Origin of the sequence: Rhizobium sp. NLR10b, from assembly GCF_019685435.1 — a bacterium.
GTDB lineage: Bacteria > Pseudomonadota > Alphaproteobacteria > Rhizobiales > Rhizobiaceae > Rhizobium.
The window spans coordinates 40197-54205 of record NZ_JABDWV010000022.1 but is presented as its reverse complement, the minus strand read 5'-3'; the positions used below and the strand labels follow the sequence as shown (position 1 = coordinate 54205).

At 60.7% G+C, this 14009-nt stretch carries 20 protein-coding genes; 13 read left to right on the top strand and 7 right to left on the bottom strand.

Annotation, left to right across the window (positions count from 1 at the left end):
* Positions 1–2: 2 nt before the first annotated feature.
* Positions 3–437, bottom strand: a complete 435-nt coding sequence (locus HJB91_RS27820; RefSeq protein WP_210628530.1) for a glyoxalase superfamily protein — start codon at positions 435–437, stop codon at positions 3–5.
* Positions 438–542: 105 nt separating this feature from the next.
* Here HJB91_RS27820 and HJB91_RS27815 point away from each other — a divergent pair, with 105 nt between their 5' ends.
* Together HJB91_RS27815 and HJB91_RS27810 are read left to right on the top strand one after the other, a co-directional pair.
* Positions 543–764: a hypothetical protein gene (locus tag HJB91_RS27815; protein WP_221156509.1), complete on the top strand. Its 222-nt coding sequence runs from the start codon at positions 543–545 to the stop codon at positions 762–764.
* A gap of 27 nt (positions 765–791) precedes the next feature.
* Positions 792–1124: a hypothetical protein gene (locus HJB91_RS27810; protein WP_210628532.1), complete on the top strand. Its 333-nt coding sequence runs from the start codon at positions 792–794 to the stop codon at positions 1122–1124.
* Here HJB91_RS27810 and HJB91_RS30950 read toward each other — a convergent pair.
* Complete coding sequence (locus tag HJB91_RS30950; protein WP_247241666.1) at positions 1075–1323, bottom strand: hypothetical protein; 249 nt, start codon at positions 1321–1323, stop codon at positions 1075–1077. The two genes, HJB91_RS27810 and HJB91_RS30950, sit on opposite strands and share 50 nt — an antisense overlap.
* Before the next feature lie 89 nt (positions 1324–1412).
* Between HJB91_RS30950 and HJB91_RS27805 the strand changes: the two genes are divergently transcribed.
* The gene (locus tag HJB91_RS27805) at positions 1413–2279 is read left to right on the top strand and encodes a LysR family transcriptional regulator (protein WP_221147735.1); all 867 of its coding nucleotides are present in this window, start codon (positions 1413–1415) and stop codon (positions 2277–2279) included.
* Between the two features lie 53 nt (positions 2280–2332).
* Here HJB91_RS27805 and HJB91_RS27800 read toward each other — a convergent pair whose 3' ends face one another.
* Positions 2333–2779, bottom strand: a complete 447-nt coding sequence (locus HJB91_RS27800; RefSeq protein WP_210628534.1) for a host attachment protein — start codon at positions 2777–2779, stop codon at positions 2333–2335.
* A 415-nt stretch (positions 2780–3194) separates the two neighbouring features.
* Between HJB91_RS27800 and HJB91_RS27795 the strand changes: the two genes are divergently transcribed.
* Together HJB91_RS27795 and HJB91_RS27790 are read left to right on the top strand one after the other, a co-directional pair.
* Positions 3195–3620: a PilZ domain-containing protein gene (locus tag HJB91_RS27795; protein WP_184453433.1), complete on the top strand. Its 426-nt coding sequence runs from the start codon at positions 3195–3197 to the stop codon at positions 3618–3620.
* Between the two features lie 170 nt (positions 3621–3790).
* Positions 3791–4903, top strand: a complete 1113-nt coding sequence (locus tag HJB91_RS27790; protein ID WP_210628535.1) for a pyridoxal phosphate-dependent aminotransferase — start codon at positions 3791–3793, stop codon at positions 4901–4903.
* A 62-nt stretch (positions 4904–4965) separates the two neighbouring features.
* On the opposite strand, the gene HJB91_RS27785 is transcribed toward HJB91_RS27790, so the two are convergent.
* Positions 4966–5403: a VOC family protein gene (locus tag HJB91_RS27785; protein ID WP_221156507.1), complete on the bottom strand. Its 438-nt coding sequence runs from the start codon at positions 5401–5403 to the stop codon at positions 4966–4968.
* A 196-nt stretch (positions 5404–5599) separates the two neighbouring features.
* The gene (locus HJB91_RS27780) at positions 5600–5869 is read right to left on the bottom strand and encodes a sel1 repeat family protein (protein ID WP_210628537.1); all 270 of its coding nucleotides are present in this window, start codon (positions 5867–5869) and stop codon (positions 5600–5602) included.
* Between the two features lie 442 nt (positions 5870–6311).
* On the opposite strand from HJB91_RS27780, the gene HJB91_RS27775 reads away from it, so the two are divergent.
* The 3 genes from HJB91_RS27775 to HJB91_RS27765 all read left to right on the top strand — a co-directional run bounded on the left by HJB91_RS27775 (position 6312) and on the right by HJB91_RS27765 (position 8632).
* On the top strand, positions 6312–6650 hold the full coding sequence (locus HJB91_RS27775; protein ID WP_221147738.1) for a DUF2147 domain-containing protein: 339 nt from the start codon (positions 6312–6314) through the stop codon (positions 6648–6650).
* A 214-nt stretch (positions 6651–6864) separates the two neighbouring features.
* Positions 6865–7044 carry a hypothetical protein gene (locus tag HJB91_RS27770; RefSeq protein ID WP_064809967.1) on the top strand — a complete coding sequence of 60 codons (180 nt, stop codon included), beginning with the start codon at positions 6865–6867 and terminating at the stop codon, positions 7042–7044.
* An 85-nt stretch (positions 7045–7129) separates the two neighbouring features.
* Positions 7130–8632: an AMP nucleosidase gene (locus HJB91_RS27765; RefSeq protein WP_221147739.1), complete on the top strand. Its 1503-nt coding sequence runs from the start codon at positions 7130–7132 to the stop codon at positions 8630–8632.
* A gap of 9 nt (positions 8633–8641) precedes the next feature.
* Here the strand turns inward: HJB91_RS27765 and HJB91_RS27760 are convergent, their stop codons facing one another.
* The gene (locus HJB91_RS27760; protein ID WP_221156505.1) at positions 8642–8857 is read right to left on the bottom strand and encodes a hypothetical protein; all 216 of its coding nucleotides are present in this window, start codon (positions 8855–8857) and stop codon (positions 8642–8644) included.
* Between the two features lie 156 nt (positions 8858–9013).
* Here HJB91_RS27760 and HJB91_RS27755 point away from each other — a divergent pair, with 156 nt between their 5' ends.
* Genes HJB91_RS27755 through HJB91_RS27740 form a run of 4 tightly spaced genes read left to right on the top strand, consistent with a single transcriptional unit; the run spans position 9014 to position 11356 of the window.
* Positions 9014–9370: a YciI family protein gene (locus HJB91_RS27755; RefSeq protein ID WP_210628541.1), complete on the top strand. Its 357-nt coding sequence runs from the start codon at positions 9014–9016 to the stop codon at positions 9368–9370.
* 10 nt (positions 9371–9380) lie between these two features.
* Positions 9381–9740 carry a YciI family protein gene (locus HJB91_RS27750; protein WP_221156503.1) on the top strand — a complete coding sequence of 120 codons (360 nt, stop codon included), beginning with the start codon at positions 9381–9383 and terminating at the stop codon, positions 9738–9740.
* Between the two features lie 2 nt (positions 9741–9742).
* Positions 9743–10102, top strand: a complete 360-nt coding sequence (locus tag HJB91_RS27745; protein WP_210628543.1) for a YciI family protein — start codon at positions 9743–9745, stop codon at positions 10100–10102.
* Between the two features lie 12 nt (positions 10103–10114).
* Positions 10115–11356: an RNA polymerase sigma factor gene (locus tag HJB91_RS27740; RefSeq protein ID WP_221156516.1), complete on the top strand. Its 1242-nt coding sequence runs from the start codon at positions 10115–10117 to the stop codon at positions 11354–11356.
* Here HJB91_RS27740 and HJB91_RS27735 read toward each other — a convergent pair.
* Entirely contained in the window at positions 11324–12286 is a 963-nt protein-coding gene (locus HJB91_RS27735; protein WP_221147740.1) for a lysylphosphatidylglycerol synthase domain-containing protein, read from the bottom strand. The genes HJB91_RS27740 and HJB91_RS27735 overlap by 33 nt on opposite strands.
* 184 nt (positions 12287–12470) lie before the next feature.
* On the opposite strand from HJB91_RS27735, the gene HJB91_RS27730 reads away from it, so the two are divergent.
* A complete protein-coding gene (locus tag HJB91_RS27730; protein ID WP_221147741.1) occupies positions 12471–13964 on the top strand; it encodes a glycosyltransferase family 39 protein in 1494 nt (497 codons plus the stop codon).
* Positions 13965–14009 lie beyond the last annotated feature (45 nt).

The following is a 14009-nucleotide window of genomic DNA, read 5'->3' as shown; positions in this document are numbered from 1 at the left end:
GATCAGAGATCGAGCACCAAATGAGGCACGCCGTTCGAGGTCTTCCTGGGGGAGACGCCGTCGGCATCGATCTGTGCACTCACGCGTCGACGAAAGGCTGAAAAGCTCTCGAAGGTGACCACGTCAACCGCTACATCGAAATGGATGCTGATTCGGTGGAGGCCGCCCGGCAGAGCCGAAAGCGAGAGAATTTCGCCCGTGAACGGCTGATTGAGATAGCGGCCGCGAATATGGGCGCCGACGAAGAGCGGCGTCTTCGTAGCCGCATTGGGTTTTGCCGCCAGAGCCGCAAGCGTATTCCAGTCACGCGCGCCGTGCTGGCGGGCGATCATTTCCAAGGCCGCACCGTGGGTCAGCGCGGTGCCGCGATCGTTCATCGCCTGGCGCAAGCGCTTAGCCTGGGCCTTCAGTTCTTCAATGCCGGGATAGGTCGTCATGGAGTGAGCCTTCGCAAGGCATGCTCTTCGACTGCAAATGGGAGCTCGCATTGCCGTCAGTCAGCATGCACAAGGGGCCGTGACCATGATCACGAGGGCTTCACCATGGATTTTCATCCGCGAGCGGCCGGTGCCTCGAACCGGGGCTTTGTATGCGCGATCGCCGTCGGCATGTCAAGAATGGCGCGACTGCCCGCAGAATTGCGCGAATTTGGAGCAGACCTGGCCGGAATCGATGCGATTTCCAGCGCTTCTCAGCAACAGCCTTCAATCTTAACGACGATCTTCAGCAATCGTCAGCACTCTTGCATTATTCTCTGCTTATGATGAGCGGAGGCTAAAAGGGCCTTTCAGATGCACCTCGACACAGAACACCCCAAGCCGGAACGTGCCTACAGGGAGTTTCACCTCGACAGGCCCGGCAATATCATCTTCGTCGGCCATCACCTCAGCACCGGAACCCAGGTGCGCTGCCTGATTCGCACGATCACGCTTGCCGGCGCGGTGCTCGAAGTCAGTCCGAGCCTCGAGATGCCGAGCCATTTCTTTCTCGAAATACTCGGCATCCATGACGAGATCGGCGCCACCGTGGTCAAACGCGAAGAAGAACTGGTGACGATCAGCTTCAACATGCTGCTCAATCCGGAATTCCTGCACCACGTGCTGCGATTGAGCTTCGAAAACTGAGGCCGCCTCCAATCGCCGCCCGATCGGGGCGCGGCCTCCTCGTCTCGCCCCTTCTTGCTGAGAGATGCGCGATGATCGGTATGATCCAGAGAAGTCCGCGCCATTCCGGGCCATCGAGCGGATCGGCCATGGGATCGCGGCGCATCCGGTAATTGCGGGACGCGACTTCGTTGAAGAGAACTACCCAGTTGAGAAGCATTGCCTATCCTCCATCTATTGCTGGAGTAGTTGAGCTAAGCCTTCACGCCTTCGCTATGTAGAGGCATGGAGGAAAGGGGGATTTCATCCATGAAAGAGGCGAGCTGGGACGATCTGCAGCTTTTCTTCCATGTCGCGACCGGCGGCGGGCTTTCGGCGGCGGCGGCGCGGACGGGGCTCAGTGCGCCGACGATCGGCCGGCGCATGCTGGGGCTCGAACGGCTGACCGGCCGGTCGCTGTTCAACCGCGGCCCCACAGGCTACCTGCTTGCCAAGGACGGCCAGGAGTTGCTCGATCGCGTCCGGCTGATGCAGGATGCGGCGCGGGCGATCTCCGACTGGCGCGGTGAAGTGCTGACGCTGCCGATTGTGTCGACCGTCGTCGACAGCTGGACGTCGCGCTTCATCGCCGACCACCTGGCCAGCGTCTGGACGCCGAAAGACTGCTTTCGCATGTGCTATAAGACTTGTGACGCGAGCGTCGATTTCACCTATCGCGAGGCGCATATCGCCATTCGCCACAGCCGGCCGGATGGCGGCAACGTCGCGATCCGCCGTTCAGTCAAGGTAGCGCATGCGGTTTATCAGGCAGCCGATTATGACGAGAGCAATTGTAACTGGATCTCGCTCGGAACAGATATCGCCATAACACCGGCGGACAAGTGGACTTTCGAACAGCCGGATTATTGGATCACCAGCTGGACGAACACGCCGCATATGCTCTTTTACCTGATCCGAGGGGGCGCCGGCCGCGGCGTGTTGCCCTGTTTCATCGGCGACGAGGAGCGCAAGCTCGTCCGAGCTGGGCCTGTCATCGATGCATTGACCTACGAGGTGTGGATCGTCGCGCATGACGACGAGCGGCAAAGGCCGGAAGTCAGGACGGTCATCGATCGCCTGGCCACACTGTTTGCCGATCATGAGGATCTCTTTGCCGGAGAGAGACCGTTGGTCTGAAGCGAACAAGAACGCGGGCCAGCGGGCCCGCGTTTGCTCACCGGTTGGTTTCATCACGCGGCGAGATGCCGCTCGATATCGTCGATCGGCAGATTGGTATAGTCTTTCGCCAATTCCGCCAATATAGCCGCCTGCGTCCCGGCGCTCAGCGCCGGCCGCAGGGTGCCGAGCGCCTTCGGCGGCGCGATGAGGACGATACGGCGCGCATCCTTTGCCTGCGTCAGCTCGTCCATTCGCTCAGCCACATGTTTCAGAAATTGCGCTTCGGCCTGCTCCTGCCAGCTGGTCTCTTCGACAGCGCTGCGGCTCCATCCATCAGCGGCATGGCTGCGGCCAGGCTTGTCGCTGCCGAGCTCACGATCGGGCTCGTTCGGCTGCGTCAGCGTTTCCAACACCGTCAGGCTCATCAGCTGGGCATCGCCGGCATTCTGCATGATCAGCGCCTTGGCTCCATTGCAGACTACGACCCATGATTTCCCGGGGATTCTGATGTCGGTCATCTTCAACTCCTCGCTGTCGTCATCGAAGCGCCTTGCTTCATCGATCGAAAGCGCGTCGCGATCTTTCAGATTCGCTCCTTGCGCTTTCGGTTTTTGTTTTTACGCATGTCGTTATCGCAAACCGCTGACACTTTTGCGCGACATGCTTTAGGCAGAACGCCCGACCATTGAAAGAGTTCGAGAAAACTGCGCCGAAATCGGTCGGGGAACAATCCGTAATGCATTTTGGCGGGAGAGCCTGCGTTCCGATTCTGAACATTCGGCGTACCGCATGGAAACAAAATTTGAACTCGTTAAAATTGTCTTTTTATATTTGACGAATGTGCAAAACATTCATGTGACCGTGGCTGAAGCAAGATCAGCTTGCTCCAGAGCAAGAACCCCCAATTGTGCCCTGCCTGACGGAGAATGTAAGATGACTATGCTCCGCGCCACACACCTTGCAACGGTCAAATCCGCCATTTACGACCTGCGCTGGGAAGAGTTCAACGTCAAGCGCCCGGCCCGTATCGTCGCCGTCCGGCCGTGCCTCACCGGAGTCTCGATGCGAAGCGCCGAGATCATCGACATTTCGCAGGGCGGTGCGACGTTCATCGTCTCGACCACCGCCGGTCTGCCGAAACATTATTATCTCAACATTCTCGGACTAGCCTATCGGATCGGCTGTGCCGAGGTCTACCGCAATAAGGAACGCATCGGCGTGAGGTTCATCAACCTCCTGGACCCCGAGGTTCTGCGCCGCGTCGTGCGCGCCGATTTCCTTGTCGGCAATATGGAAGCGATCGACGCCCGGCGTGCGCCGATGTTTCGGGAGACAAGGCCGGCGGCCAGTCTCGCATAAGTCGTCGATCGAAGGCGAAATTTGGCGGCGATTCAAAGCGCTACGCCGTCCCTGCCGCGTTTGAACAGGCGCGCCGGGCTGCTGTGGTTGCGGAATAATCTTGCTTGCCTTGGCCGTGCCCGGGCCTATTGTTGCGCCTGATCTCAACATGTCCGGGAAACCGCTTTCGCATGTCCGCCTTCTCGCGCTTCACGCCCCTCATCAGCGCCCTGCCCTCCACAGTTCCCTTCGTCGGCCCTGAGGCCATCGAACGCCAGCGCGGACGTGCCGTTCTGGCGCGCATCGGCGCCAATGAGAACGGCTTCGGCCCGGCCCCTTCCGTGCTTGCCGCGATGCGCGAAGAGGCACGCGACATCTGGAAATACAACGACCCGGAAAATTTCGCGCTGCGGGAAGCGCTTGGCGCGCATCTCGGTGTGACGTCCGCCAATATCGCCATCGCCGGCGGCATTGACGAATTGCTCGGCCAGATCGTCCGGCTGGTGATAGAGCCGGGGGCGCCCGTTGTTACCTCGCTCGGCGCCTATCCGACATTCAATTTCCATGTCGCCGGTTTTGGCGGCCGCCTGGTGACCGTCCCCTACGCAAACGACCGCGAGGATCTCGACGGGCTGCTCGATGCCGTCAGGCGCGAGAAAGCGCCCCTCGTCTATTTCGCCAATCCCGACAATCCGATGGGAAGCTGGTGGGACGCCGACAGCATCGTCGCTTTCGCCCGGGCGCTGCCCGAGACCACGATGATGGTGCTGGACGAAGCCTACAGCGAAACGGGGCCGGCAAATTCGCTGCCGTCGATCGCTTCGCTCATCAATCTGCCGAACATCGTCCGCACCCGCACCTTTTCCAAGGCCTATGGGCTTGCCGGCTCACGCACCGGCTACGTGATCTCGACCTCAGGCACGGCACAGGCCTTCGACAAGATCCGCAATCATTTCGGCATGAATCGGCTGGCGACCGCCGCAGCGTTGGCCGCGCTCAAGGACCAGGCCTATCTGGCCGAAGTGATCGGGAAGATCCATGCTGCGCGGGAGCGGATCGGCCGCATTGCCCGGGCGAACGGTCTTGAGCCGCTGGCGTCGGCGACGAACTTCGTGGCGATCGATACCGGCCACGACGGCGCCTATGCGCGGGCGATCGTCGATGGCCTTATCGAGCATGGCGTCTTCATCCGCATGCCGGGTGTCGCGCCGCTCAATCGCTGCATCCGCGTCAGCGTCGGGCCTGAGGCTGATATGGCGCTGTTCGAGGAAGCGCTGCCGCAGGTCTTGAAGACACTCGCCTGAGCTGTCATTCCTGTCCGCTCGCCGACATCGGTCGGTCTTCGCCATTTGTCTGGGTGTTGCGTTCAGCTGAGTTCCTGGGCGAGGCCGATCAGAATCCCCTCAGGTCCGCGGATGTAGCAGAGCCGATATGCATCCTTATACTGAACGACCTCTCCTACGAGCTGCGCGCCGCGCCTGCGGAGCCTTTCAAGCGTCTCGTCGATGTCATCCACTGCGAACATGACGCGGAGGTAGCCGAGGGCGTTGACCGGTGCGTTCCGGTGATCTGCGATGACAGGCGGGGCCAGGAAGCGGGAGAGCTCGAGCCGGCTGTGGCCATCCGGCGTGCGCATCATGGCAATCTCGACGCGCTGATCGCCCAGTCCGGTGATACGTCCGCCCCATTCGCCTTCGACCGTGGCCCTCCCTTCGAATTCGAGGCCGAGTTCGCCAAAGAAATCAATCGCCTCTCCGAGGTCTTCGACGGCGATTCCCACGTTGTCCATTCGCTTGAGCGCCATGTTTTGATCTCCAAGGTGTCGTTGCAATCGACCAGGTCTTGCCTCGTCTAACGAAGGACGTCCGAGGCACGCCAATACCGACAGCTTGGAAAACATCTGTTAAAGCGCCGTGCGTCCTTTTGGACAGGCGGCGCTCCAACACGTCGAGCTGACGTATCGTTCCGTCTGAAACGGCTTCAGATTTTCGGTCGATGCGTCAGTGCACCGTCATCCATTCGCGGGCAGCGCGCAGTGCTTCCACGAGCTGCATCTTGTTCATGGCGGCGGCCACGTCGGCGCGAAGCTCGGCGGCGCGGTCGTTGCCCTTGATCGCGGCGATGTTCAACCACTTGTGGGCGGCAATGAGATCGACGGCGCAGCCGCGGCCGGTCGCATACATCAGACCCATTTCGCAGAAGACATCGGCGCTGTTGTTGTCGCCACCCATGGTGGCCGTTTCAGCATTGTGCATTTCAAAGCGTGCCATCGGTTTTATCCCTGTTAGCCTGTTTACGACTTACCCTGTTTTACCTTCGGGCCCTGCCGTCTATCGCGGCTTTGCGGCCCTTCCGGTCCGGCGGGCTTGCCCCGCTCGTCTGATGGCTTGACTATGCCAAATGGCTTTCAAAAAACGCCTAAAATGCATGATTAATTTGAGACAAACAAACTGCAAACGCTTGGTAAAATTGGGTTTTTGTTAAACATCGGATTCCCTGTGATCTAGGCCTTTTCGCTCAAATTTTACAAAAGATTCAGATTTGGAAATAAACAGATCGTTCATCATGAAATCAGCAGGCGACGGGTTTAAAAGTTCTATGGTCGGCCTTCGGCTGCATTCAGCGAGCGGCGAACGGACAGCCGGCTCTATTTACCTTTACGTTCGCGTCAGTTATTTTCGCGACCGGTCAGAAGACATCAGGGAGGAAAAGATGATCCGCAGTCTCGTTCTTGCCGGCGCTATCGCCGTGATCGCGGGGACAGCCTATGCCGAGGAACCTATCGTCGGCAATTGGAAGACGGCCTCCGGCGAAACGGCGGTGATTGCCGCCTGCGGCGGGAGCTTTTGCGTGACGCTGAAAACCGGCAAATATACCGGCCGCAAGATCGGCACATTTGCCGGGACCGGCGGCAGCTATGCCGGCGAGATCACCGACCCAGCCGCCGACAAGACCTATAGCGGCTCAGGAAAGATTTCCGGCAATTCACTGAAGATGCAGGGCTGCGTGATGAAGATCCTCTGCAAGACGCAGACCTGGACACGGCTCTGACGCGATAAGGCCGACGCAACAATCATCCAAAAACGTAATCATGCCGGCCGAAATGCCGGTATGCCTCGACGTCTTCCAGGCTTGCCGATCCTCATTGCAATCGCCAGACCCCGCCCCGCAAGCTGAACGGCGGATGAACCGGCATCTCAGCACTCGTTCAGCCGAGGTGTGGCAAAACTCATGTCACGGTTAAGTTGCGTATTGGGGGTCCGGGATGAACTTCTATATTCTGGCAAGACGTTTCACAATCATCACTCTGTTCGCGGCGATCTTCGCCGTCACATTTTCGGCGGTCGTCGTGCACAATGGCGGCGGCGGCACGCAGTCGCATTTCGGCGCGAGCTATACCTGCCTGGAGAGAAGCGGAACTTTCTGCGCACCGACGGTGCGGTGACTGACATCAGACTCTTAAGAGAAAAAATCGGATTCCGCCGGCGCGGCGTCGTTTGCTTGTCAAAGACAACTCTCTATAATGCGTCATGAACAAACGAATCTCCCCCCTGTCGCCCCTCGACATTTCCTCTCCGCCCCCTTTCCAGCCCGAGAGTTTCGATGATCCCGCCAAGGCCGTCGAGACGCTGACAGCGCTTTACGAACGCAATACGGCGTTCCTGATCAAAAACTTCGCCGAGCTTGCCCAAGGCGCTCCGATCGCCTCGCGCTACCGCGCCTTCTATCCGCAGGTCAGCATCGAGACGACGAGCTTCGGCCATGTCGACTCGCGCCTCTCCTACGGCCACGTCACGGCGCCAGGCATCTACACGACGACGATCACCCGGCCGAAGCTCTTCAAGCATTATCTGAAGCAGCAACTGTCACTGTTGATTAGGAGCCACAATGTTCCGATCGTCGTCTCGGAATCGTCGACGCCGATCCCGCTGCACTTCGCCTTCGGCGAGGGCGCGCATGTGGAAGCATCGGCCTCAGCCTTTGTCGATGTTCCAATGCGCGATATCTTCGACACGCCCGACCTCAACACCACCGACGACGAGATCGCCAACGGCGAATATATCCCGCCGCCGGGCGAGCCCTCGCCGCTTGCGCCATTCACCGCGCAGCGCATCGACTATTCGCTGGCCCGGCTGTCGCATTATACGGCGACGCATGCCGAGCATTTCCAGAATTTCGTGCTGTTTACCAACTACCAGTTCTATATCGACGAATTCTGCAGCTGGGCGCGCAAGCTGATGGCGGAGGGCGGCGACGGTTACACCGCCTTCGTCGAGCCCGGCAACATCGTCACCCTGCCCGGCTCGAGCGCGCCGGAAACGGATGCGACACTTGCCCGCCTGCCGCAGATGCCGGCCTACCATTTGAAGAAGAAGGGTCATGCCGGGATCACCATGATCAATATCGGCGTCGGCCCCTCCAACGCCAAGACGATCACCGACCACGTCGCCGTGCTGCGCCCGCATGCCTGGCTGATGCTCGGCCATTGCGCCGGCCTGCGCAACAGCCAGCGGCTAGGCGATTACGTTCTCGCCCATGCCTATATGCGCGAGGACCATGTTCTCGACGACGACCTGCCGGTCTGGGTGCCGATTCCCGCGCTCGCCGAAGTGCAGGTGGCACTGGAAGCGGCCGTGGCCGAAATCACCGGTTACGAGGGTTTCGAGTTGAAGCGCATCATGCGCACCGGCACCGTCGGCACGATCGACAACCGCAACTGGGAACTGCGCGATCAGCGCGGGCCGGTGAAGCGGCTTTCCCAAGCGCGCGCGATCGCGCTCGACATGGAATCGGCAACGATCGCCGCCAACGGCTTCCGCTTCCGCGTGCCCTACGGCACGCTGCTCTGCGTCTCCGACAAGCCGCTACACGGCGAGTTGAAGCTGCCTGGTATGGCGACGGCCTTTTACCGCACGCAGGTGAACCAGCATTTGCAGATCGGTATCCGTGCCGTCCAGAAGCTTGCGGCCATGCCGCCGGAAGCGCTGCATTCGCGCAAACTGCGCAGCTTCTTCGAGACGGCCTTCCAATAGGCCTTTTCTTCACCGGCCGGTCGCAACAGGCGCCGAACTCTGCGCAAGCATTTGCGGTCTGCCGGCGGCAACGTTCAGCCCTGCAATCAACAGGGTGAAGGCGACGAAGACAAAAGCGACGCGCAGAAGGGCCTTCAGCCCACCGCTTTCATCGAATGCCAGCCCGCGCTTCTCATGGCGGCGCGCCCATATCTGGCTTGCCAGCGCGATTTCAAGAATACTCATTGCCATTCTCCTCGACAGGTTTCAACGAAGCCTTGTCGAGCGCTATCTTGCGATTTCGACAGGTGACCGGCACAAAAGATTTGTCCTGACGCTGTCGAAATGCCCGCACCCCATTCGTCCAGAGGTATTGAAACCCTGCAAGGAGGCTGCCCCGCGATGAAATATCTCTGCCAAGTCTGGTTCGATGGCGCGATACTCGACGCCATGACCAAAGAGGAGAAGGCCGAACTCGACGCAAATTCACTGCACTACGACAGGGACCTCGTCGAAAGCGGGCACATGATCGTCGCCCAGGCGCTGCAGCCGCCAACCTCGGCGGTGACGGTTCGGGTGCGCAGCGGCGAGACGTCGGTGACGGATGGCCCATTCGCCGAGACTAAGGAAGCGCTCGGCGGCTTCATTCTGATTGAGGCGAAGGACCTTAACGACGCGATCCGCGTTGCCGCCGGCATTCCACTCGCCAAACTGGGCGCGATCGAGGTGCGGCCAATCCACGAATTCGCAGCTCAATGAGGACAAACCGATGAAATTTCTATGCCAGATCTGGTTCGACACCGAAAAAAGCAAGCTGGTCCCTCAGACCGAATGGGATGCGCTCACACAGGAGTGCATCATCAGCGACAATCGCTGGCGCGAGAGCGGCCATCTGCAGGTGGCGCTCGCCTTGCATGAACCGTTAACAGCGATCACGGTCCGCCTGCGCAATGGCGAAGTCTCAGCGACCGATGGCCCATTTGCCGAAATCAAGGAGCATCTCGGCGGTTTTGTGCTGATCGAGGCAGAAAATATCGAGGAGGCGAAGACGATCGCGTCGAGCTTTCCGATCCTCAAATATTCCTCAATCGAAGTGCGCCCGACTTACGCCATCCAGGATGGGAAATAGCCATGCGTTATATCTGCATGATTTATAACAGCGCCGACACGGATGGCAGGCTGACGCCTGATGAAACCGGTGAACTCATCAAAGCGCATTTCGCTTTCGATGAGGAGCTTCGCCGCGATGGCATCCTGATCCATTCCGATGCCTTGGAGATGCCTGACCAGGCGACGGTGCTGCGCGTTCGAAACAATACGCTCTCCGCCACCGATGGGCCCTATGTCGAGACGAAGGAACACCTCGCCGGCTTCTACGTCATCGAGGCGCCAGATCTCGTAAAGGCGAAAGAGATTGCCGGACGGATCCCTTCGGCGCGTTTCGGCGCGGTCGAGCTCAGGCCCGTGCGGACCCTCACCGCGCCGCAGTGAGGAGGAGCGCCTCTGGAGAGCGTGATCGAAGAGATTTATCGAACCCAGTCGCGCCGGGTGCTGGCGACGCTGATCCGCCTGCTCGGGGATTTCGATCGGGCGGAGGAAGCGCTTCAGGATGCCTTTGCCGCGGCCGCCCGGACATGGCCGACGGATGGCATCCCCGCTAACCCGTTCGCTTGGCTCGTCTCGACCGGACGTTTCAAGGCGATCGACACCATTCGGCGGCGAGCGCGATTCGATGCCTCGCAGCAGCACATCGAGGACAGCCTCTACAGCGTCGACGAAACGGAGATCGGCGATATGGAAGCGATCGAGGACGACATGCTGCGGCTGATCTTCACCTGCTGTCATCCCGCTATCCCCTCCGATGCCCAGACGGCGATGGCGCTTCGGGAAATCTGCGGATTGAGCACCGAAGAGATCGCCCATGCGTTTCTCGTTTCGGCGCCGACGGTCGCCCAGCGGATCGTGCGCGCCAAGAACAGGATACGGGCCGCGAATATCCCCTACGAAGTGCCGGGCCGCGACGCACTGCCTCAGCGGCTCGATCAGGTGCTGCACGTCATCTATCTCGTCTTTAACGAGGGCTATTCCGCCTCATCAGGCGGGGATGTGGTCCGCGCCGACCTGACCGCCGAGGCGATACGGCTGGCGCGGTTGCTTCTGGCGCTGCTGCCGCATCCTGACGCCCGTGGGCTGCTGGCGCTGATGCTGCTGCAGGATTCCCGCCGCCTGGCACGCAGCAACCAGCAGGGATCGCTGGTGCTGCTCGCCGACCAGGACCGTTCGCTCTGGGACCGTGTGAAAATCGCGGAAGGCCTGGCGCTGCTCGCCGAGGCGATGCGGGCGGCAGAGATCGGCGCCTATACGGTGCAGGCGGCGATCGCTGCCGAGCATGCCAGGGCGCCGACGGCCGATGAGACCGACTGGCGGCGGATCGCCTTCTATTACGATCTGCTGCTGGCGGCGCAGCCATCGCCGATCGCGGAACTCAACCGCGCCGTGGCGATCGCTATGGCGGACGGGCCGGCAAAGGGACTGGATCTGATCGATGCCATTCTGGGCCGCCAGGAGCTCACGGCCTATCACCTCGCCCATTCGGCGCGCGCCGATTTCCTGCGCAGGCTCGGCCGCACCGAAGAGGCGATCGCCGCCTATCAGACGGCGCTGTTGCTTTGTCGGCAGGAGCCGGAGCAGGCATTTCTGCGGAAACGGATTTCAGAGCTTGCCGCGGCGCCCGAGCGGCAGTGAGATCGCGGTGCCCGTCAGCGCCGAAACGATGATCAAGAGATGCGCGTTGACGCTTGCCTGCGCCAGCGCGGCCAGAGCCATCCGCTCACCCGATGCTCCGAGCGCAATGGCACCGGCGGTGATGCCGGCCGGATAGGTGCCGACGCCGCCCGGCGCGTGCACCGGCAGGACAGAGGAGAGTTCACCCCCGAGCGCGCCGCCGAAGCTTGCCGCCATCGGCAGCACGCCCATCAGGCCGAGCGCCCATGCGAGCACGATCACCTTCACCAGCCAGTTGACGATGGTCATCGCCCAGGCGCGCGCAAAGGCGGCGGCATCGAGCGGCAGACCGTTTTCGATTTCGACGACGAATTTCTGCGCCTTTTCCGGCAACAGCCTCGCGGCGACCCGCAGAAGCGGCTTGCGTGCAGCGAAGGCCGCGACCGGCAGCAGCAGGAAGCCTGACCAAAGCGACCACGCGACAAGCGCATCGGCCGCAGCGAGCGCAAAGCCGATACCGGCCGCCGCCAGGAGCGCGTGCAGATCGAGCAGCCGCATGACCAGGAGCGCCGAGGTTCCGCGGGCCAGCGGGATGCCGAACTCGGTGCGCATCAACAACGGAAAGCTGGTCTCGCCGGTGCGGAAGGGCAGCATGATATTCAGGAGATTGTGGATCTGCGTGACGCGGAAGAGGATTGCGAACCGGCCCGCCGTTTCCTTGGGAAAATAATCGTAGATGCGCCAGGTGCGCAGGAAATAGGTGCTCGTCAACGCCACGAGCGCACCGATCACCGGGCCTGCCCCGACATCGGCCCATTGGCTGATGATGACGGGCCAACCCCAGAACCATTGCACGAAGAGCGCATAGGCTGCGACAATTGCGACCGTCAGCGCCGTCATGCGATTGCGCATAAACCAGGATTGCTGGCTTTCAACGATCGAACTCTTCATGTAGTAGGCATTCCTCGCTTGGCGTCGGCATGAGCCTCGGCTCCATTGCCAGGCGTTTTAGGAGAAATGAAGGTTGGGCACAACGGCGGAGTTGAAGCCACGGGCGGCGAGATCGCTTCAAGGCCGACAACCGCGGCGGCAGACCGACAAATCACGGCGCCTTGCCGGCTTGACTTGGAGATCGATGTTGGAGCGCATTACCAGAAACATCAGGAGCGCGAGCATTTTTCTGGCAGTCTATTTCCTGCTGAACATCGTGCTCCGCATCGCATTGCCCCATACGCTCGATCTCGACGAGGCGGAACAATCGTTCTACTCGCAATATCTCTTGGCCGGCTACGGCTCGCAGCCGCCCTTCTACAACTGGATCCAATACGCCATCGTTTCGGTGACCGGGATCACGATGTGGGCGCTCTCGGTTCCGAAGAACATCATCCTCTTCGGCTGTTATCTTTTCTATGGGCTGGCCGCCCGCGAGGTGCTGAAGAGCCGTCTGCTCCCGCCTATCGCCATGCTGAGCCTGATTACCCTGCCACAGGTTGGCCTGATGGCGCAGCGCGAACTGACCCACACCGTTGCCCTGCTGTTTGCGACCTCGCTCTTCCTCTTCGGCTTTTTCCGCACACTTCGTCAGCCGACGATCGGGAGCTATCTCGTCGTCGGCATCGCCACCGGCATCGGCCTCATTTCCAAATACAATTTCGCCATCCTGCCGTTTGCCGCCTTCGTCGCAGTCCTGGTGGACCGAAAGTGGCGCAGCCGGCTGTTGGACTGGCGTCTGCTGCCGGCATTCGCAATCGCCATGCTGATCATTCTGCCGCATGCGCTCTGGCTGCCCGATAACCTCGTCAGCGCTTCGGCCCCGACCATGGAGCGGATGACCGCCGAGCACGAGGCCGCCGCTGGCCTTCCCCGTATCGGACAGGGGCTGTTGTCCCTCGCAATCGCCGTCCTCGGCTTCGTCGCATTGCCGATCGTTCTCTTCGCAGCAGCCTTCCGACTGGATTTCTTCCGTGCGTTTTCCGCGTCCAGTCCGATGATCCGGGTCATCGAGCGGATGATGATCGTCAGCCTGATCGCCTTCGCCGGCGTTGTCGTCTTCGCCGGCGCGAGCGATATCCACGAGCGCTGGCTCGACCCGTGCCTGCTCGTCCTGCTGATTTATCTGCTCCTGAAGCTCGAAACCGCGAGCTTCGATCTTTCCGCCGGCCTGGCACGCTTCCGGCCAGTGGTGCCGGTCTTCATGGTCGTCATCCTGGCGATCCTTCTGCTCAGGATCGTCGCCATGCAATATACCGGCGTTTATACGAGAACGAACGTGCCCTTCTCCGGCTACGTGGCCGAACTGACCGCGACCCGCAAGCCGGTTCTCATCGTGGCGGGAACCAAGTTCGTGGCCGGCAACATGAAGCTGGAATTCCCCGACGTTCCCGTCGTGATCCCATTCTTTCCAGGGCCCGGAGTTCCCGAATATGCGGCTGCGAAGGGTCCTGTGCTCGTTGTCTGGCGCGGAGAAACCGCAAATGACCCCACCATTTCTCCCGACTTTGCCGATGATCTCGTGAAATCGGGTATTCATCTGCAGGAGGTGAAGACGCTGACCCTTCCCTATCTTTTCGGTGACGGCAAACATACGTTCTCGATTGGTTATTCCTGGGTGGAAGGCGGCGCGAAGTAGGGTTGCGGCAAGTCGGCCGATTGCGGGGAAAGCGGCATTGCCCGC